The sequence below is a fragment of the Streptomyces sp. NPDC005374 genome (genome assembly GCF_042872225.1).
Taxonomy (GTDB): Bacteria; Actinomycetota; Actinomycetes; order Streptomycetales; family Streptomycetaceae; genus Streptomyces.
In genome coordinates this window covers 165,012-183,854 of record NZ_JBIAKA010000015.1, presented here as the reverse complement: position 1 = coordinate 183,854, position 18,843 = coordinate 165,012, and the positions used below count along the sequence as shown (strand labels likewise).

Genomic DNA, 18,843 nt, shown 5'->3' with positions numbered 1-18,843 from the left:
GGAGAGGCGCCGGCCAAGGAAGTGGCCCGGCGCGGGATCACCGTCACCAGCCTCGTCAACAACGCCGGCTTCGGCGCCCACGCCCCCTTCCGTCAGGAGGACCCGGAACGCGTCCAGCAGGAGATCGGCCTGAACGTGTCCAGCCTGGTCGACGTCACCAGGGCGTTCATCGACCAGTTGTCCGGCTTCCTGGTCAACGTCGCCAGCACGCTCGGGTACCAGCCCTGGCCGAACGCCGCCGTCTACGGGGCGACCAAGGCCTTCGTGCCGAGTTTCACCGAGGCGCTGTGGCAGGAATCGCGAGGCACCGGGCTGCGCGTGCTCGCTCTCTCCCCGGGCCCGACCCGCACGGAGTTCTTCGACGCGGTCGGCTCCGACGACATGGCCCGCGGTGCCCGGATGCAGACCCCGCGCCAGGTGGTCACCACAGCACTGCGCGCGCTGGACCGGCGCAACCCGCCGCCCAGCGTCGTCTCCGGCACGTTCAACTGGGTGGGCACCCTCATCTCCCGCTTCACCACACGCCGAGCCACCGCTCTGGCCTTCGGCGCCATGACCCAGTGGCAGATGCGCTCGAGTCGGCCTGGCGGGCACTGACACTCTCCGGACCACTGTCACATCGCATCAAGGAGATCACCGGAGGCGGCGCGGACTACGCGCGGACTACACGCTGGACACGAACGGCGACAAGGTCGTCTTCCGCCAGATGATCGACTCGATGGGCCTGCGCGGCCACGCCCCCGCCGTGGGCCTGGAGAAGCCCGGCACCGAGTCGCCCGTCAACATCGGCACCTCGATCGACAGTCCGCTTCGCGTAGATCCCATGGGAACGCGCTACAGGCACCCTTCCCTTGCCATGAGGAAACCGAGCGTTTTACAGTGGAGCCGGTTCGAGGATTGTTGAACGATCCTCCTGTCGCCAATCTGCCGCGTATCGCGCTTGGACCATGAAGGGACCGATGTGAGCAGCAACGAGATGAGCGTGCCCCGTTCCGTCCAGGAGGCGGTTCACGCCTGCGCAGTCCGGGCGGCGCAGGGCTCGGCGGACTTGGCCCGGGCGTCGGACGTGGAGATCGACACCGCGCTGCGGGCCATGGCGGAGCGGCTGCACACGACACGCGACGTGCTGACAGCGGCGAATCAGGACGACCTGCGATCGGCCACCTCAAGCGGGATGTCGGCGGCACTGCAGGACCGCCTGCGGCTGACCGGCCCCCGCCTGGAGGACATGGCCGCGGCGTTGCGTACGCTGGCGGACGTGCCGCACGAGCTGCGGGACACCGTCCTCGAGGAACGTCCCGACGGCCTGGTCCTGCTGGAGCGCCGCCGCCCGGTGGGTGTCATAGGCGCGAACTATGAGGCGCGTCCGAATGTGACCCTCGACGTCGCCTCGCAGTTCCTCAAGTCCCGCAACGGCGGCGTCCTGCGCACCGGTTCGGCGGCCCTGCGCTCCTCCCAGGCCTTGGTGACCCACGTGATCACGCCCGCTCTCATCGAGGCGGGACTGAACCCGGACGCCATCCAGCTGGTGCCGAGCGAGGACCGAGCGGCGGCTTACGCGCTGGTGTCGTTGCCCGAGACCGTCCCCCTGGTCATCCTGCGCGGCAGCGGCGACAGCACCCGGGAACTCGGCCGGGAGGCCGCCCGGCACGGTGTGCGCACACTGGCCCACGCGGACGGCGGCGGAGTGCTGTATGTGGCCCGGGACGCCGACGAGAAGCTGGTGCACGAGCTGGTCACCAGCAGCCTGGACCGGCTCGGCGTCTGCAACCGGCTCAATCTGCTCCTCATCGACCGGGCAGTCCACGACAAGCTGCTGCCCGGCATTCTGAAGACCCTCGAACACCTGGGCATCACGGCATCGCTGCCGCCGCACACCCACGCGCGCGGTTACGAGTGGTCCCTGGACTCCGAGCATGCGGCGACGGTGACGATCGACGAGGCGGACGGCCCGGTCGAAGCTGCCCGGATTGCCAACGAGGAGACCTCCGGACTGGCCGCCGCCATCGCCACCCACGACCCGGACACCGCAGACCGGTTCATGGACGCCTACGGCGGCTCAGGCGTCTTCTGGAACTCCACCACACGCCTCCTCGACGGCTTCAAGCTCCTGCGCCTGCCGGAAACCGGCATCAACATCGACCGCGTCCCCGGCCCCCGCGGCCCCGTCACCTACCGCGACCTGTATCTGCGCCAGTACGTCGTGCGACCCGCCGCGTCCATGCACAGTTGAACCGACGCCGCATCGAGGCGCGGTCACTGGCCCCGGGCCTCGATGCCAGCTGAACTGGCATGCCAGCCGAACTGGCAGGGGCTGCAGCATGGTTGGGGGGCTGCCAGAGCTCCGGCCGGCCGTCGGCGGACATCGCGTTCAGACTGCGGCACTCTGCGGCGTCGGGACCGCGACCGAGCAGCGTCTTCGCTCGTCCTGTCCTGCCTGATTCGCCGACGTGTCGCATCGGATATTAGCTCCGGTCTTTATTGGCGAGGAGCGCCGCATCGCCCACCGAAAGGACCCCTACGGCGGCGATGCCCTATGGAGCGAGCCGGTCGCGCCGACGCCGACGCCGACCCGTGGACCTGGCCGGTCATCGTGCCCACACCCCAGCTCCACCTGGCCCGCTCCCTCCATGTCGACGCCGGACAGGAGCCCGCCCACCCGTCGTAGCGGCCAACACGCCGCCTTGAAGATCTGGTACGGCCGTCAGGCCCTCTTCGCACCACTCTGCTCGCGGACGGTGTCGAACATGGAGGTGAGGGCGGGGCTCTCGGCGAGGCTGCTCAGCAGGGCGTGAAGCGAGCGCTGCTCAGCGGTGCCGAGGTCGGCGAGGGTTTCGCTGTCCAGGCCGACGAGTGTGCGGTTGAGGTCGGCCAGGACCTTGCGCCCGTCGTCGGTGATGTCGACGGCGTACCTGCGTCGGTCCTGCGGATCGCGTGTCCGCTCGGCGTATCCGGCCCGCTCCAGGTCGTCGAGACTGGTCACCATCGTCGCCGGGTCGATGCGCAGGAACGAGCCGAGCGCCAGTTGCGGCATGGCTCCATTGTCGGCCAAGGCCTGCAGCACGCTGTAGTGACGCACTCGCAGGCCGGTACCGCTGATGCCTTCTTCGGCGAGCCTGAACGCCACCTGCCCGAGCTTGATCAGCAGGCAGATGGTGTGTTCGGCCACTGTCCCCGGTACCAGAGGAGCCTCGGACATCGTTTATCCCACCCATGGTTAGCCCTGCGTAGCGTCTGGTCCATCGTACGAGAAGGCTCGGGGTGGCCGAACCGGGTCGGCGATCTCGGTGCGCGGGAAGCGGGGCTCGTAGGAGCGGGAATGCGCGGGTGCGTCAGCCGGTGATGGTCCGGCCGAAGATCTGCCGGGCGATGACCCACTTCTGGATCTCGTTGGTTCCCTCGTAGATCTCGCCGATCTTGCTGTCCCGGTAGATCGCCTCGACGGGGCCGGGGCTGCCGTCGGCACCCAGTTCGCGCGCGAAGCCGAGGCCTCCGAACGCCTGGACGGCGTCTCGCGCCATGTCCACCGACAGCTTGGTGGCGTAGTACTTCGCCATCGCGGCCTCGGGCTCCGGGGACGGGTTGCCGGCGTCCAGGCGCAGGGCGGCCTTGGTGACGAGGGTGCGGGCATTGTCGATCTCGGTGGCACGTTCGGCGAGCAGGAACTGCCAGTGCTGGTTGGCGGCTACCGGCTTGCCGAAGGCGTGTCGCGTCGGGAGGTGGGCCACGGTGTGGTCGAAGGCGGCCTGTGCCATGCCGACTCCGGCAGCCGCGATGCCGATCCGGCCGTACGTCAGTGTCGACAGCGCGTGGCGCAGTCCGTGTCCCTCTTCGCCGCCGAGGAGATCGTCGTCGGACAGGTGTACGTCCGTGAAGCGGATGTCGGCGGTGAGCTGGCCGCGGTTGCCCATCTTGCGGTCGGCAAGGCCGACTTGAACGCCGGGAAGTGTGGTGTCGACGATGAACATGCTCAGTCGCTCGCCGGTGCGGGCGAGAACCACCACGAAGGCGGCCACGGGCGAGTTGGAGATCCACCGCTTGTGGCCGTTCAGTACCCAGCCGGTCTCGGTGCGCACGGCCTCGGTCCGAACGGCCTGCGGGGACAGGTCACTTGAGGCGTCCGGCTCGGTGGTGGCGAACGCGCCGACCACCGAACCCTCCGCCACCTTCGGCAGCCAGCGCTGCTGCTGCTCCTCGGTGCCCTGGCGCAGCGCGTTGCCCGCCAGGATGCAGTGCACGTCGAAGACGGCCGCGACGCTGCTGGAGTAGTAGGCCAGCTCCTCGATCGCCGCGGCGGTGGCGGTCGCAGGGTGGGTCAGACCGTCGCCGCCGACCTCGCCGGGGAAGGGGATCCGGAAGACCCCCGCCGATGCGAGCGCGTCGAACACCTGCCGGGGGAAGCCGTCCGTGCGCTCGTCGCCGTTCGCGATCGCCGCAGCGTGCGGAGCCACCTCGTGCTCCGCGATCCGGCGTACGGCGGCGCGTACGGACTGGGTCTCTTTGGGGGCGAGGAGCTCGTGGTAGAGCCGGTCGCTCTGGCGTGCGGGAGTGGAAGTCATGCGCGGACGATATCATTCGTGCCACGTATGATTAGTTCCTCAATCGATTGTGGAGGTTCGACCATGACTCGGACGCTGGCCGGCAAGACCGTCCTGATGTCGGGAGGCAGCCGCGGCATCGGACTCGCCATCGCCCTGCGCGCGGCCCGCGACGGTGCGAACGTGGTGATGCTGGCCAAGACCGCCGTACCGCACCCGAAGCTCGAGGGCACGGTCCACACCGCTGTCGACGAGGTCGAGCGCGCGGGTGGCAAGGGGCTGGCTGTCGTCGGTGACGTCCGTAACGAGGACGACGTACGCACCGCCGTCAACGCCGCGGTCAGTGCCTTCGGCGGCATCGACATCGTGGTGAACAACGCCAGCGCGATCGACCTGTCGTCGTCGGAACAGCTGGAGATGAAGCGGTACGACCTGATGCAGGACATCAACACGCGAGGCACGTTCCTGCTGAGCAAGGCAGCGATCCCGCACCTGCGGGAAGCGGAGAACCCGCACATCCTCACCCTCTCGCCGCCGTTGAACCTCGCGCCGCACTGGGTGGGCAGGCATCTCGGTTACACACTGTCGAAGTACGGGATGAGCCTGTGCACCATCGGGCTCGCCGAGGAACTCGCCGTCGACGGCATCGCCGCCAACTCGCTGTGGCCGCGGACCCTGATCGACACAGCCGCCGTACGCAACGTGGTCGGCGGCGCCGGACAGGCCCGTAGCCCGCAGATCATGGCCGACGCCGCGTACGCCGTCCTCACGCGTGACGCGCGCAAGTGCACCGCCAACCTGTTCATCGACGACGAGGTCCTGTCGGAGGAAGGCGTCACCGATCTGACCGCCTACAGCCCTGTCGGCTTCGCGGGCGGTCTCGCGCTCGACATATTCGTCGACCCGGCCTGATTCGCCACGGTCAGCTCCCGATCATGGAAGTAGCACCCGATGAGCGATGTCTCTGTCTCCGCTGAGGCGGTTGAAGAGGGCCGTCCGACCGCGTTGCCGGGGATATGCCGGACGAGCAGCTGATCGGGCAGTTGATCGACCAGGCCCGCGCGAGCGGTTTGCCGTTGACCGGTGAGGGCGGGCTGGTGCAGCAGTTGACCAAACGCGTGCTGGAGTCCGCTCTCGAAGGCGAGATCACCGATCACCTTGGCCACGAGAGGCGCGACCTGGCTGCTGCCGGCAGCGGCAACAGCCGCAATGGGGGCCCGGTCCAAGCCCGTTGCAGCGCCGGCCTCACCGCGCACTCCATCGCCGCGAGGGGCGGCAAGACGTGAGGCGGACGCCGGTCCAACGCAAAGGTTCGCCGTCAGATCTCGCCCGCTCTGGCCCCGGTGGCCACCGGCGCGACGGCGGACCGGTCGACCGCCCGCGAGCGACTGCCGTCCCGAGGCGGTCTGACCCGCCCGGACGTGTGGCGCCGGCTCTACCGCTGCCCACGGGGCGACGTTTCATCCGACCACTGGTGCAACGTCCTTTACTCAACGGCCCATTGACAGCGCCTTGTGGCCCACCGGACCATCAGACATCCGATGAATAGGGGCCGCTCGTGAGTACGTATGGAAGACGTCAGGTTCTGGGTGCCGCGGCGGGTGCGACAGCTGTGGCAGCTCTTCCCATCGCCCTGGGCACTCAGGCGCAGGCCGCGGAGCCGACTGCCGGGCAAGCGGGGCAGGCAGGGCAGTGGGTTCCCGTTCCCGACCCGATACCCGTCCCGCTCGACGCCCTCTTCGACAACGACGGCATCGACACCGCCACTGCTCGCGGCGGCGACTTCGACGGCTCGGGCTACACGTTCCCGGGCGAGGAACTTCCCGCCGGCCGGGTCGAGGTCGACGGCGTCCCCTTCCTCTTCCCGGCGTCCGCCGCGGGCGCCAAGAACAACGTGGTCGCGCTCGGCCAGCGCATCGAGCTGCCCAAGGGCCGCTACCTGTCCGCCCTGTTCCTCACGGCGGGCAGCTATGGCAACGCCTCCGGTACGGCCACCGTGCACTACGCGGACGGTTCGAGCACGACTGCCGGACTCGGCGGCTCCGACTGGTACGCGGGCGGCGGCTCACTGGCGGCCGCGTACCGCTACAAGCCGGACGGCACCATGGACGAGCACCGCGTAGGGATCGGCACGTCCGAGTTGTGGACGGATCCTCGACGGGAGGCGATCGCACTCACGCTGCCGACGACCAACCCGGCGGAGGCCGGCAAATCGTCCCTGCACGTCTTCGCCCTCTCCCTCCAGCCGGCCGCCCAGGGACGGGCACTGGCCCTGCGGGACGCACGCTCCACGAACTCGCTGCTGGAGTCCACGGGCGCCCAGAGCGTCGAGGCCACCGTCGTCAACGCCGGCACGGTCGCGGTCCTGGCGGCCGACGCCGTGTCCGTGGGCGTCGACGTGCCGGGCGCCCGCACGAGTGAGCCCGCCCGCGTCCGCCGCCTCGACCCCGGAGAGCAGGCCCGCGTCCGCGTCGGCATCCGCAACCGCACCGGCACCACGCCCGGCACCACGCGGGACGGCACGGTGACCGTCAGCGGACGGGGCGCACAAGTCACCTCCAGGGAAAGCAAGTTGACCCTCGGTGTCGCCGACTACCAGCCCACCGACGCTTCGCTCACCGGCCATCAGGCGCCGTACTGGTTCCAGGGCGCGAAGTTCGGCATCTTCATCCACTGGGGTGTCTACTCGGTGCCTGCCTGGTCGCCCGTCGGCAAGCAGTACGCCGAGTGGTACTGGAACCACATGCAGGACCCGGCGAACGCCGTCTACGCCTACCACCGGGACAAGTACGGCGAGGACTTCGCGTACGACGACTTCATCCCCCGTTTCACCGCGGAGCGGTTCGACCCCCGGGCGTGGGTGGAGCTGTTCCGGGACGCGGGCGCGCAGTACCACGTGCTGACGTCGAAACACCATGAGGGCTTCGCCCTGTGGGACACGAAGGTCTCCGACCGCAACTCCGTGAAGATGGGGCCGCGGCGGGACCTGCTCAAGGAACTCTTCGACGCCTCCAAGCGGTACACACCCGAACTCCACCGCGGCCTGTACTTCTCCATGCCCGAATGGTTCAACCCCGACAACCCGTGGATGGGCCACGCTCCGCGCAACCCGTACACCCTTCAGCCGGAGCCGTACACCGGCTACACCGCGGGCAAGGACTTCGTGAAGGACTACCAGGCCCCGCAGATGCTCGAACTGATCCACGGCTACGACCCGCAGCTGATCTGGTGCGACATCGGCGGTGCCAACGACAGCCTTCACGTGCTCGCGGAGTACTTCAACCACGCCAAGAACCGGCGCCGGCCCACCGAGGTCACCGTCAACGACCGTTCGGGGATCGGCTTCCACGACTTCACGACCCCGGAATACACGACGTACGAGAACACGGTGATCGCGAAGTGGGAGTCCAGCCGGGGTCTCGACCCGTTCAGCTACGGCTACAACCAGGCGACGCCCGACGACGCCTACATGACGACCGAGGAGGTCGTGCGGAGTCTCGTCGACATCGTCTCCAAGAACGGCAACTTCCTTCTCGACATCGGGCCGCGCGCCGACGGCACGATCCCGGAGATCATGCAGACACGGCTGCGCGAGACGGGCCGTTGGCTGCGCACCAACGGCGAGGCGATATACGACACGACGTACTGGTCACGCATGGCACAGCTGGGGGAGGACCTGCGGTTCACGGTCCGCCAGAACGAGGCGTTCTACATCCACTCGCTGGCCCGGCCCGGTGCGAAGCTCACTGTCGAGGCCCCGGTGCCCATCCGCGGCGGCGACAAGGTGACGATGCTGGGCCACGGACGCCCGCTGACCTGGACCGTCAGCAACGGCTCCCTCGTGATCGACATACCCGAGGCGGCCCGTACCGCGGGAGAGCACGTGTGGGTGTTCAAGGTGGCGTGGCACGGCTGAAGTTACCCGTGATCGTGCGTCGTGCACGCTGTTGACGGGGCCTGCGAGTGACGGCATGATGACCGACTGCGTGGCCTACGCCGAACCTCCCGCGACCGTCCCCAGCACGGTCTCCCGTCGGAGGCAAAGGGACCAGCGTCTCAGGTCGTTGTCGCAGCCCGATCGCCTCGGGCGAGGTTGCTGGGGGACCGTCGCTCTAGGCGTGGAAGGCCGCGATGACAGCCCGTAGGAACTTCAAACGCCAGGTGCGTGCCCGCGCCGCCAAGACCAGTGAGTCCTACACGTCCGCACTCCGGCACTTCCTTCCGACTCCATCAGGAGAAGCCATGTCGGAAGCAAGGAATGTCAAGAGCGTGCGGCTCGCCGTAGCGCAGAGCCCCGTACGCGACGACCCCCGTGACGTTGAAGCGCTGCGCGAAAGCGGGCGTGAGGTCCGTGCTCTGATGCGTGAGGCCAGGGCTCAGGGAGCGAGGATCGTGCACTTCCCGGAAGGCGCGCTGTGCTTTCCCAGCAAGTTCGTCATGTCCGTCGACGGCCCTGACGAGGTCGGCCCGGCGGACTGGGATCGCTGCCAGTGGCCGGTGCTCCAATCGGAGTTGGCTGCGATCGCCGCGCTGGCCGGCGAGTTGCGGTTGTGGACGGTGATCGCGTCGGTACACCGCTTGACCCACCCGAACCGTCCACACAACAGCCTCTACGTCATCTCCGACGGCGGCGAGGTCGTCACGCGTTATGACGAGCGCCTGTTGTCGAAGACGAAGGTTTCGTACATGTACTCGCCGGGCGTCTCACCGGTGACTTTCGAGGTCGACGGTGTGCGCTTCGGCTGCCTGCTCGGTATGGAGATCCACTACCCGGAGTTGTTCGCGGAGTACGAGAAGCTTGATGTCGGCTGCGTCCTGTTCTCCACAAGCGGCACCCCGGGTAACACCGCTGCCCAAGCCCAAGGTCACGCCACCGTCAACAGCTACTGGGTCAGCTTGTCCATGCCCTCAGAGCTCAGCGCCACCACACCGTCAGGAATCGTCGCTCCCAACGGCGACTGGCTCGCGCGGTGCCCCGCGGACGGTTCGCCGTCGGTGGCCGTCGTGAACCTCGACGACAGTTCCGAGGCCGCCGCCGACGCCGTGACCTACGGGCGTCCCTGGCGTCGCGAGGCGCGCGCGGGCATCTACACGGAGCATCAGGTGAGCGACCCACGCAGCGAAGACCGGACAGCGGCCTTTTAGAGATCTCCAACGGTGCGGGATACGTCGGTGACCGGGAGGTTGCCCGGCGGCCGTGCGTGGCCCGGCCAGAGAAACTACGTATTCGATTACGTAGTTTCACTGGAGACTCCGGAAGGCGGTGTTGGGAGACTCGCCCCATGAGCTTCCTGACGGAGCCGTGGTGTCACGCCGGGGAGCTTGCTGCCTGTCTGCTGGGCAACCGTCGCCGGCGGTCCAACGGGTAGCGAACGCTGTCTGGTCGATAGAGCCGCCTGAACATGGGAGAGTCCTCCGTTGGTTTCCAAGATTCGTGTCCTGGTGGGCATGCTGGTGCTCCTGGTGCTGGCCATTGGCGCCATCGGCCTGCTCGCCGCCATGAAAGCCGATGCCATCTGGTTCACGATCGTTCCTCTCGGCATCCTCTCCTTCGGCGCGTCCGTCGTTCAGTCGCTCGGATGGTTCGACAAGAAGGCCGGTAACTGACCTGGCGTTGATCGTCTACCAGGCCCGCACCGGTGTCAGAGGGCCCGACGATAGAGGACCCGGCCCTGGTGGTGCTGGACACGCAGAGTGTCCACGCAACCGCCGGGGCTCCTGACTCCACAACCGGTCTGGACCCGGCGAAACGAGTGCCGGGCCGCAAGCTGGGCCTGGCCGGGGACGTGCTCGGCCAGGTGAGCACCGCCCTGTCATCGCCGCGAACACCCACGACAACGCCGTCGGCGCCGTCCTGCCCGACCAGGTCGCCGAGCACACCGCGACCGTCCGACGAGCAATCCGCAGGACAAGGGGTCCGCTCGTCCCGCGGCCGAAGCGGTGAGTGGTGGAGCACCGCGGCCAGCAGCCCTGCCTCAGCGTCACTCAGGATCCGGTCAGGCCGTCCCCTCGGCCCGGGGCACGGGGGCGGCGCGGCGTTTGCGGGGGGTGGCGGAGCGGGCGGGCTGGGCGCGCATGTGGTCGCGTACGCGCGTCATGATGTCGCCGAGATGGTGGAGATCGGCATCGGTGAGAGGGTCGAACAGCAGGCGGCGGGCGACCTGGATGTGGCCGGGCAGAACCTGGGCGACGCGGGCGAGGCCGGCGGGCGTGATCGTGACCAGCGTGGAGCGTTCGTCGTCGGGGCTGGGGCCGCGGGTGATGAGATCGGCCTTCTCCAGCAGGGACGCCTGGTAGGTGAGGCCGCTGCGGCTGTAGATGACGCCGTCGGCCAGTTCGGTCATGGTCAGCTGCCCCTGGGCGTCGGCCAGCCGGGCCAGAATCTGGAACTGCACCCAACTGAGGTCGCCCTCGGCCCGTAGCTGCAGCTCGATCGAATGCTGAAGGAGGCCGACTGCCTCCATGAGTGCGAAGACGGCGCCCAGTTGCTCGGGCTGGAGGGCGCCGGGGTCGTCGGTCATGCCCTCACCGTACCTGCTTCGAATTCAAAGCAGGTGATGACCCTCACACGAGCCAGAGCTATTACTTCGAATTCGAAGCAGGTTAGAGTCTTCACATGCTTCGAATTCGAAGCAAATGTGTGAGGAGGCACGCCATGAAGGCAGTCCGTTACCACCAGCACGGCGACAGCAGCGTTACGGGGACGAAGAGGAGCCTGGTCATCACTGGAGCGAGCGGCCACCTGGGCCGCCGAACTGCCGAGCTGCTGCTCGAGCGCAAGGACGTCGACGCGTCAGACGTGGTGCTCGTGACGCGGCAGGTCGGAGAGTTGGAGGACTTGGGTGCGCGGGGTGCGAGCGTGCGGTTCGGGGACTTCGACGAACCGGCGTCGCTGGTGGGGGCGTTCGCGGGCGCCTCGCGCGTCCTGCTGATCTCGACACGCCCGCCCGGCGCGCGGGTGCAGCACCAGAACGCGATCGACGCGGCGAAGGCCGCCGGTGCGTCGCTGATCGCCTACACGTCGATACCGAACCCAGTGGTGGGCGTCAACACCGCGGCGATCGTGCCGGACCACGCCGCGACGGAAGAGGCGCTGCGGGTGTCGGGCGTGGCGTGGACGTTCCTGCGCAACGGGCTGTACGCGGAGATGCAGGTCGCCCCGGCCCAAGGCGCGGTGGCGAGCGGGACGTTCGCCTACAACTCGGGTGCCGGCGCGACGGCGTACGTGAGTCGCGAGGACTGCGCCGCGGCGGCAGCGGCAGTCCTGGCGGGCGGCGACGAGCACGCGGGCAAGGCGTACGACATCACGGGGCCGGAGCTGTTCACCGGTGCTCAACTGGCCGAGTTGTACGCGTCGATCGGCGGCACGGCGGTGACAGGCGTGGCACTCGACGACGACGGGTTCGTGGCGGGCGCGGTCTCGCACGGGCTGCCGGAGGAGGTCGCGCGGTTTCTGGCCTCGTTCGGCCGTGCGATCCGCGAGGGGCAACTGAACCAGCTGAGCGGCGACGTCGAGGCGCTGACCGGCCGGGCGCCGACGGGGCTGCGCGAGGTGCTCGCGACGGCGCTGGTGGCGAGCTAGTCGCGCCCGTAGGCGCGCGCCCGCTCGCTGGCCGGCCCTGCAAGCGGTCCGTCAGGACCGTGCCGTCGTCCCGCCCGCCACAGCCCGAAGCGGTAGTGCACCACCGAGCGCAGTGGCAGCTCGCGCGGCAGGTATCGCCGCTGACAGCCCGTCCGTGGCTGATAGGGGATCGCCCTCACGATCTCCCGCATGCCCTCTGCAGGCCCCATCTGGAGAGGCGGTTCGTCGCGGCTGACGCAATGGCCAAGCAGGGCATCGCCCGCGGCGGGGCGCGAGAACCTGCCCTGGCTCACGGTGTTCGGATCGCGTTCTGGGCGAGGTGGGCCTGAGCCCCACTCGATGCCGACTCCCGCTGGCTTGTGGAGTGCTCCGGCGGGTGCGCGGCCCCCCCCGAGTGCTAGATCGAAGTGGGCAGGTTCGGGGAGCGGAGGACCAGCAGGGTGATCTCGCTGGGGGCGAAGACGCGGAACGGCGGGCCCCAGAAGCCGGTGCCGCGGCTGGTGTAGAGGAGGGTGCGGGGGCCGTGGTGGCTGAGGCCGGCGAGGGCGGGCTGGTCGAGGCGGACCAGGTGGTGGAAGGGCCAGATCTGGCCGCCGTGGGTGTGGCCGGAGAGTTGGAGGTCGATACCGGCGGCTGCCGCCCGGTCGACGAACTTGGGCTGGTGTGCCAGGAGCAGGACGGGCAGGTCGGGGTCGGCGCCGTCGAGGGCTCCGGCGAGGTGGGCGCGGTGGCCTGCCAGGCCGGAGGACTCGGCGGTGACGTCGTCCACGCCGGCGACCACGAGGGTGTCGCCTCCGCGTTCGAGCAGCAGATGGCGGTTGCGCAGTGGCTCCCAGCCAAGCTCGTTCATCAGGTCGACCCAGCCCTGGGCCTCGCTGTAGTACTCGTGGTTGCCGGTGACGTAGACACGGGCCTGGGTTGCCTGCACGGTTGCCAGTGGGGCGGCCTGGGCACGGCGGCGTTCGGCGGTGCCGTCCGCGATGTCGCCGGTGTGGCAGACCAGGTCGGCTTCCAGGGTGTTCACCGTCTCGCACACCCGTGCCGACCAGCGGGCACGATCGAGTGGGCCGTAGTGGGTGTCGGTGATGAGAGCGACGCGGAGGCCGTCCAATCCGTCACCCAGCCGGGGGAGTTGAACGTCGAGTCGGCGCACGCGTGGTACGCGGCGGGCCTCGGCGTAGCCCCAGGCCAGCAGCACGGCGGTCACACCGAGGACGGCCCAAGTGACGATCCGGGCCCGGTCCTGGCTCTCGCCGACGCCGGCCACGGTCAGGGCGAGCCGCAAGAAGACGCCGAGCAGAACGGACCAGGTGAACAGGACCCAGCTCGTGCCCAGCAAAGTGTCACCGACGATCGCCGCCCGGTCCTGCTGACGCCTGCCGTGGCCGCGCACCATCGAGAGCGGCATACCGACGAGGCCGACGACGAACAGGGCAGTGCCGGCCAGGGCGACGGGCACCGGCCAGTGCTGGCCGGTGTACAGGAGCACCCAGCAGGGCACCGCCCACAGAAGTACCGGGGCGATCAGGGGGAGGTAGCGCATCAGGCGGAGCAGTCGGCTCTGCCGCGGAGCTCGCTCTGCGCTGTCGGCGGGTCGGGTGTCGCTGGTGTCGGTCACACTTGCCCTCTCTGACCAGGCTGCCTTCTCGCGCACTGTATCCGGTGGCTCCCGGCCCGGCCGGGCCGGTGTTTATGGCCGCGGCACCCTGCGGCGATTGGATCTCCGGCGAAGGGGCGCACCTCACCCGCGCACCCTCCGCCGAGGCCTCGCCCACACAGCCAGTGCCATCCCGGAAGGGTCGGTAGTCGTCTCTGCGCGGCGCCTTCATCTGCCCCCGGTTCGTGAAGGTCAGAAAGACGACCACTCCCTTTGGGGAATGGGGCCCTCCCAACTGTCCGCGCTGCCCTCGGCCCACTCGCGTGCGACAAGGACCGGGCGCGTGCGGCAGTAATCGCCGTTCTGCTGGCAGCGCATGACCAAGCCCAGGCCGGGGAGACCAGCTTCCCCGTTCAGGCCGATGCGGAGACCGTTCAAACCTTGGGGCATGTCCTCAAGGGACTCCGCCGCCGACTCGATCCACGGGGTGAGCTCGGAAGGCAGGCGCCCCACCAGCCGAGTTGCTTCGTGCCGGACCTGGGGTCCGCGGCAGGCGTCGACGGCAACTGCGGCCAGCGTCCGGTCGTCCCGGGAGTAATAGGTGTCCACGCCCAGGCCGGCGAACTGCACCCTCTGCTCGTCCGAGTCGAATGAATAAATGGATTCGTCCAGGGCCGCGGCAACCTCGTCGACACTCTGCCCGAACCGCAAGGGCCCCACGCTCTCGAACGGAACCCAAGCCCACTGCGGACGATCTGTGTCCGAGAGAATCTCCTGTGCCCACCACATGGACAGCTCCCCTTGCTGGTCAAACACTCGTGCGACAGGGATCTTGTCACGACCTGGCTCCGGGCCAGCGCGACATTTCCGACCGACCCTGATCCTGCAGGACACCCTGCGGTCCGGCTCAGCCGAGAAACTCCGTGGCGCCGAGGGCGAAGTCCCAGTGCCCCACCCCGTTGCGGGCGAGGCCCACTGTGAGCAGGCCCGCTCCTTCCAGCCAATGCGCCATCCTCAGCTCGCCGACATCCAGCGGGCGCAGCCCGAGGCTTTTGACGAACGTCGCCACGTCGGCCTTGGCCTGCGCGCTGTCCCCGGCAATGAAGACGTCGGGCCGGCCGTTCTCCAGGACGTTGCGGAAGACGGTGTTGAACGCCTTCACCACGCTGGAACCGGCCGGAGCCACCTTGGCGACCTCCTGCGCGATCGAGGTCTGGCCGTGGTGGGCCAGCCCGTCGAACTCGGCGTTGAAGGGATTGCTGATGTCGACGATGACCTTGCCCGCGAGGGCGTCCGCGTACCGGGTGACGGTCGGAACGACACCGTCGAACAACAGGGCCACGATGACGATGTCCCCGGCCGGCACGGCGCCCCACTGTCCCGCGGTGGCGCCACTGCCGAGAGTCCTGGCCAGGTCGGCGGCCTTGGACTCGTCACGGCCCATGACCTCGACGCTGTTGCCGCCCGCTATCGCGAGCGTGCCGATGGTACGGGCCATGTTCCCGGTGCCAATGATGCTGATGCTGCTCATAGGGTGTGCTCTCTTCCGTCGTGTGCGTGGTCGCGAGGGCTTGTTGATCGGCCGACGGCAACGGGCGCCAGGAGACGGTCACCTCGGCGAGTCCGCCACCGTCGAGCCGGATGTGGTCCATGCCGTTGACCGCGGTGTCTTCGAACTGCAGCCGGAAGAGCGCGGCGTGGTGGGTCTCGCCGCTTCTCACCTTCCTGCGGGGAAGGCCGGCGGCACGGGGCATGCAGTCGATGAAGGACTCGATGGTGGCGCGCTGCGGAGCGAACGCGGCCGCAGCTGCTCGTTGTTGGTAGGAGATCTGTCGTTGCGTGCGAGACCCGTCGGCGCAGCTATCCGCATCTGCGGTTCCACGGAGCGCACCCGGTAGCGCGGGCGCCGCTTGACCGCGGGGCGTCCGGTCGGCTGCCGTCGGATCCGGTCAGATGACGGTGGTGCCGCCGTCGGCGACCAGCTCCAATCCGTTGACATAGGCCGAGTCGTCGGAGGCGAGGAAGAGGGCGACGGATGCGATCTCCTCGGGGCGGCCCATCTCTCCGCGGGGGATCAGGGATTCGAAGGCTTCCTTTGTGGCCTCGTCGAACAACTCTTCCTGCTTGGCCGTGGCGACCTGGCCCGGGGTGAGCACGTTGACGCGGATCCTGCGGTCCTTGAGCTCGTTGAGCCACACGCGGGCCCAGGCCTGCTGTACGGCCTTGCTGCCGGCGTAGACGCTCCAGCCGGGGAAGCCTCGCAGGGAGGCGTTGGACCCGGTCATGAAGACCGAGGCGCCGTCATTGAGCAGCGGCAGTGCCTTTTGCACGGTGAACAGGGTGCCGCGTGCGTTGAGATAGAAGGCACGGTCGAACTGTTCCTCGGTGATTTCGCCGAGCTTGCCCTGCTCGCCCATGCCGGCGCTGGCCCACAGGACGTCGATCGAGCCCTTCTCCTTCTTGACGGTCTCGAACAGGCGGTCCAGGTCGTCCAGGTCGGCCGCGTCGCCGCGTACGGCGGTGACGTTGCGGCCGATCAGCTTGACGGCCTCGTCCAGCACTTCCTGGCGCCGGCCCAGGATGAAGACGTGGGCTCCTTCTTCCACGAACAGCTGGGCTCCGGCCAGCGCCATGCCGGTTGACGCGCCGGTGACCACCGCTACCTTGCCGTCGAGCTTTCCCATGATCACTCCATTGAACTGCGGGCGTTCGGAACAGCCGGAGCGTTATGTACACCGGACTGTGTGCTTAACGTATCCGGCAGTCGACTCGGACGCAAGCTAAGTACACCGCGCGTTACCTATGTGGGTTAAGCTGCAGGTATGGCAGAGATGGAGAAGGGGCCCCGGGGCCTGCGCCGCGGCAGGGGCGCACGCGAGCGCATCCTGAACGCGTCACAACAGCTGTTCGGTGATCAGGGCATCAACCACACCGGCATGGACCAGCTGTGTGCGGTGGCCCAGGTGTCGAAGCGCACGGCCTACCAGCACTTCGCCGGCAAGGACGAACTCGTCACCGAATACCTGCGGCACTTCGACCCCGACGTCATGCCCGGAGTCTTCGACCGCACGGACCTCACACCGCGCGAACGGCTCCTGGCGGCGTTCGACGTGCCCAAGACCGGGCCGCACAACCTCACGCCCATGTGCCCGTACATCGCGGCGTCCATCGAAATCAGCGACCCCGAACACCCTGCCCGCCAATATGCGCACGAGTACAAGCGAGCCATCGCCGCCCGGCTCACCGACACCGCCCGCGAAGCCGGCGCCACCGACCCCGTCGAGCTTGGCGAACAACTTGCCCTGCTCCTCGACGGTGCCTCGGCCCGCACCAGGGTCCTCAACGTGGACGCCTTCCCCGCCGCCGCCGCCATCGCCGCCGTGCTCATCGACACCGCCATTCCCACGGGAACCCGGGTGTGATGTCCGGTCACGTCAGCCTGGGTGCTCATCGGTGCGGTGTTCTCGGACGTCCGGGCTGGAGTGGCAACTGCCGCGAACCGGCCCGTCGGCAGCACGTCTGACGATTCTTCGGAGCGCATGTCTGGGAGAGGCTGGTTCCGTCAGTCAGACGCTGGTACGAAATGATCTCCGTCGGCAGTCGGCGCATTCCCGCTCGCCGTCCGTCTCCCTGTTCGTGTACGTATTGCATGCGCCTCCCTCCGATCCGGCAGACGCAGCTGCTGTCCCCTTCATCGCCCGCCCCTGACGGTCGTCGGACATACGGGACGGCGTGGCGCCACCACAGGCTGATCACCTCGGTTCCTGCGCCTGGAGCCCCGGCTGCGCGACGGCCGACAACACCCGGCCACAGCAGCCGTAAGAGGAAAACTGGCGTACAGGAAGCGGTCGGCATGGTCCGTATCGGGCAAGTGACCGATGAGCCTCAAGCTCCAAGGGAAGGGCCGGTCGCCATCGTCTATGACCACGACGGCCAGTCGATCGCCGACCCCGGCATCGTCATCCTCGGCGAAATCGACTCGGGGGCCCATGCCTTCAAGGAGTACGACGGCACGTTCGACGTCACCATCAAGGCCATGGAAGTCATCGAGGCCATCGACTGAGACCCGGCCGGAACCCACCGAGATCGTCAGCCAAGGAGAGGGGGAGGGGCGGTCGTGGCCCCGTCGGCCGCGAAGGCGGCCGGGGTGAGGCCGGTGCGGTCGCGGAAGAAGCGGCCGAAGTTCGCGGGGTCGGTGAAACCGAGGTGGACGGACACGGCTCGGGCGTCCCACCGGGCAGCTCCCAGTAGGCGCCGGGCTTCCAACAGGCGCCGCTCGTCGATGAGTTCGCGTACTGGCTTGCCTGTAGCGTCCCGGGTGGCGCGGCTGAGGGTGCGGACCGAGCAGCCGAGCAACTCGGCGTAGTCCGCGGCTTGGTGGAGTTCGCGAAAGTGCAGCTCCAGGGCGTCCAGGAAGCGCCCGTACCTCTCGGCACGGCCCGCGCCGGCCGCGGCCGTACCGATGGGGGCGACGTCCGGGGAGTTGGCCAGGCGCAGCAGCAGTGATTCGAGCAGGCTGCGGCGCAAGGCGTGGTGGATGTCGAGGGGGCGGCGCCCCAGTGCGCGATGTTCGTCAAGGAGTTGGAGTGCCGTCTGCTGGAGCCAGGCGGCGTCCTCGGGGTGCGGGGTCAGTACGGCAGGGGCCTCGTGCGCGGTGAGCGGGGCCAGGAGACGGACGAGGTCGGGCCGCAGCACGTCCGGTTCGAACAGGATGAACGGGCCGCGTGCCGCGCCGGGCGGATGCCAGCACTGCACGTGCCCCGGACGCACCCACAGCCACTGGCCGGGGGCGATGGTCCGCGTGACGTGGTCGACGTCGTGCCGCAGCTCGCCCTCGGTGACCGCGATGAGGTAGTGGAAGGTGGCACGGCCCGGACGGGGCGGGTTCCACGGCCAGTCGTCGTGCTGGGCGAAGAAGTCCTCGACGGTACTCACTTCAAGGCCGTACGGAGTACCGACCGGGGGCTGGAAACCGTACAGCGGAACCGCAGCTGGTCCGGTCTGTCCGCTCGGGCTGGAGTGTCGCTTGTCGACCATCACGTGTCCGCAGCCTACCGCCCTTCCGGTCGGCTTCGACGGAAGGATGGGACGCACCACCGCGCCCGCGCGGCGCGCCCTCCGGTTCC

General features: G+C 68.6%; 19 protein-coding genes and 1 pseudogene. 11 read left to right on the top strand and 9 right to left on the bottom strand.

Annotated features, from left to right (window positions below; genetic code table 11):
* Positions 1-15: 15 nt before the first annotated feature.
* Positions 16-597, top strand: a pseudogene (locus ACFYRX_RS33560) (SDR family NAD(P)-dependent oxidoreductase); the annotation flags it as partial.
* 66 nt (positions 598-663) lie between these two features.
* Here ACFYRX_RS33560 and ACFYRX_RS33555 read toward each other — a convergent pair.
* On the bottom strand, positions 664-825 hold the full coding sequence (locus ACFYRX_RS33555; RefSeq protein ID WP_389107962.1) for a hypothetical protein: 162 nt from the start codon (positions 823-825) through the stop codon (positions 664-666).
* Between the two features lie 136 nt (positions 826-961).
* Between ACFYRX_RS33555 and ACFYRX_RS33550 the strand changes: the two genes are divergently transcribed.
* Positions 962-2,233, top strand: a complete 1,272-nt coding sequence (locus ACFYRX_RS33550) for an aldehyde dehydrogenase family protein (RefSeq protein ID WP_389107959.1) — start codon at positions 962-964, stop codon at positions 2,231-2,233.
* Between the two features lie 303 nt (positions 2,234-2,536).
* Positions 2,537-2,668, top strand: coding sequence for a hypothetical protein (locus ACFYRX_RS33545; protein WP_389107957.1), 132 nt, complete (start codon positions 2,537-2,539; stop codon positions 2,666-2,668).
* 36 nt (positions 2,669-2,704) lie between these two features.
* Here ACFYRX_RS33545 and ACFYRX_RS33540 read toward each other — a convergent pair whose 3' ends face one another.
* The gene (locus ACFYRX_RS33540) at positions 2,705-3,199 is read right to left on the bottom strand and encodes a MarR family winged helix-turn-helix transcriptional regulator (protein ID WP_389107954.1); all 495 of its coding nucleotides are present in this window, start codon (positions 3,197-3,199) and stop codon (positions 2,705-2,707) included.
* 133 nt (positions 3,200-3,332) lie between these two features.
* Positions 3,333-4,559 (bottom strand): acyl-CoA dehydrogenase family protein, encoded by a 1,227-nt coding sequence (locus tag ACFYRX_RS33535; RefSeq protein ID WP_389107951.1) that lies wholly within the window; start codon positions 4,557-4,559, stop codon positions 3,333-3,335.
* 63 nt (positions 4,560-4,622) lie between these two features.
* On the opposite strand from ACFYRX_RS33535, the gene ACFYRX_RS33530 reads away from it, so the two are divergent.
* The 5 genes from ACFYRX_RS33530 (at position 4,623) to ACFYRX_RS33510 (ending at position 10,145) form a co-directional block, all read left to right on the top strand.
* A complete protein-coding gene (locus ACFYRX_RS33530; RefSeq protein WP_389107949.1) occupies positions 4,623-5,450 on the top strand; it encodes an SDR family oxidoreductase in 828 nt (275 codons plus the stop codon).
* 104 nt (positions 5,451-5,554) lie between these two features.
* Positions 5,555-5,824, top strand: coding sequence for a transposase (locus tag ACFYRX_RS33525; RefSeq protein WP_389107946.1), 270 nt, complete (start codon positions 5,555-5,557; stop codon positions 5,822-5,824).
* A gap of 272 nt (positions 5,825-6,096) precedes the next feature.
* Positions 6,097-8,454, top strand: coding sequence for an alpha-L-fucosidase (locus ACFYRX_RS33520; protein WP_389107943.1), 2,358 nt, complete (start codon positions 6,097-6,099; stop codon positions 8,452-8,454).
* A 326-nt stretch (positions 8,455-8,780) separates the two neighbouring features.
* Positions 8,781-9,683: a carbon-nitrogen hydrolase family protein gene (locus tag ACFYRX_RS33515; RefSeq protein WP_389107940.1), complete on the top strand. Its 903-nt coding sequence runs from the start codon at positions 8,781-8,783 to the stop codon at positions 9,681-9,683.
* A gap of 303 nt (positions 9,684-9,986) precedes the next feature.
* Positions 9,987-10,145 carry a hypothetical protein gene (locus tag ACFYRX_RS33510; protein WP_389107938.1) on the top strand — a complete coding sequence of 53 codons (159 nt, stop codon included), beginning with the start codon at positions 9,987-9,989 and terminating at the stop codon, positions 10,143-10,145.
* Between the two features lie 389 nt (positions 10,146-10,534).
* Here ACFYRX_RS33510 and ACFYRX_RS33505 read toward each other — a convergent pair whose 3' ends face one another.
* Positions 10,535-11,059 carry a MarR family winged helix-turn-helix transcriptional regulator gene (locus ACFYRX_RS33505; RefSeq protein ID WP_389107935.1) on the bottom strand — a complete coding sequence of 175 codons (525 nt, stop codon included), beginning with the start codon at positions 11,057-11,059 and terminating at the stop codon, positions 10,535-10,537.
* Positions 11,060-11,193: 134 nt separating this feature from the next.
* Here ACFYRX_RS33505 and ACFYRX_RS33500 point away from each other — a divergent pair, with 134 nt between their 5' ends.
* Entirely contained in the window at positions 11,194-12,120 is a 927-nt protein-coding gene (locus tag ACFYRX_RS33500) for an NAD(P)H-binding protein (protein ID WP_389107932.1), read from the top strand.
* 397 nt (positions 12,121-12,517) lie between these two features.
* Here ACFYRX_RS33500 and ACFYRX_RS33495 read toward each other — a convergent pair whose 3' ends face one another.
* From ACFYRX_RS33495 to ACFYRX_RS33480, 4 genes are all read right to left on the bottom strand, one after another.
* A complete protein-coding gene (locus tag ACFYRX_RS33495) occupies positions 12,518-13,738 on the bottom strand; it encodes a metallophosphoesterase (RefSeq protein WP_389107929.1) in 1,221 nt (406 codons plus the stop codon).
* A 231-nt stretch (positions 13,739-13,969) separates the two neighbouring features.
* Entirely contained in the window at positions 13,970-14,506 is a 537-nt protein-coding gene (locus ACFYRX_RS33490) for a hypothetical protein (RefSeq protein ID WP_389107926.1), read from the bottom strand.
* A gap of 118 nt (positions 14,507-14,624) precedes the next feature.
* Entirely contained in the window at positions 14,625-15,248 is a 624-nt protein-coding gene (locus ACFYRX_RS33485) for an NADPH-dependent F420 reductase (protein ID WP_389107924.1), read from the bottom strand.
* Positions 15,249-15,666: 418 nt separating this feature from the next.
* Entirely contained in the window at positions 15,667-16,401 is a 735-nt protein-coding gene (locus ACFYRX_RS33480; protein ID WP_389107921.1) for an SDR family NAD(P)-dependent oxidoreductase, read from the bottom strand.
* Between the two features lie 138 nt (positions 16,402-16,539).
* On the opposite strand from ACFYRX_RS33480, the gene ACFYRX_RS33475 reads away from it, so the two are divergent.
* On the top strand, positions 16,540-17,139 hold the full coding sequence (locus ACFYRX_RS33475) for a TetR/AcrR family transcriptional regulator (protein ID WP_389107919.1): 600 nt from the start codon (positions 16,540-16,542) through the stop codon (positions 17,137-17,139).
* A gap of 431 nt (positions 17,140-17,570) precedes the next feature.
* Positions 17,571-17,780: a hypothetical protein gene (locus ACFYRX_RS33470; RefSeq protein ID WP_389107916.1), complete on the top strand. Its 210-nt coding sequence runs from the start codon at positions 17,571-17,573 to the stop codon at positions 17,778-17,780.
* A 26-nt stretch (positions 17,781-17,806) separates the two neighbouring features.
* Here ACFYRX_RS33470 and ACFYRX_RS33465 read toward each other — a convergent pair whose 3' ends face one another.
* Positions 17,807-18,652, bottom strand: a complete 846-nt coding sequence (locus tag ACFYRX_RS33465) for a helix-turn-helix domain-containing protein (RefSeq protein WP_389107914.1) — start codon at positions 18,650-18,652, stop codon at positions 17,807-17,809.
* Positions 18,653-18,843: the final 191 nt, after the last annotated feature.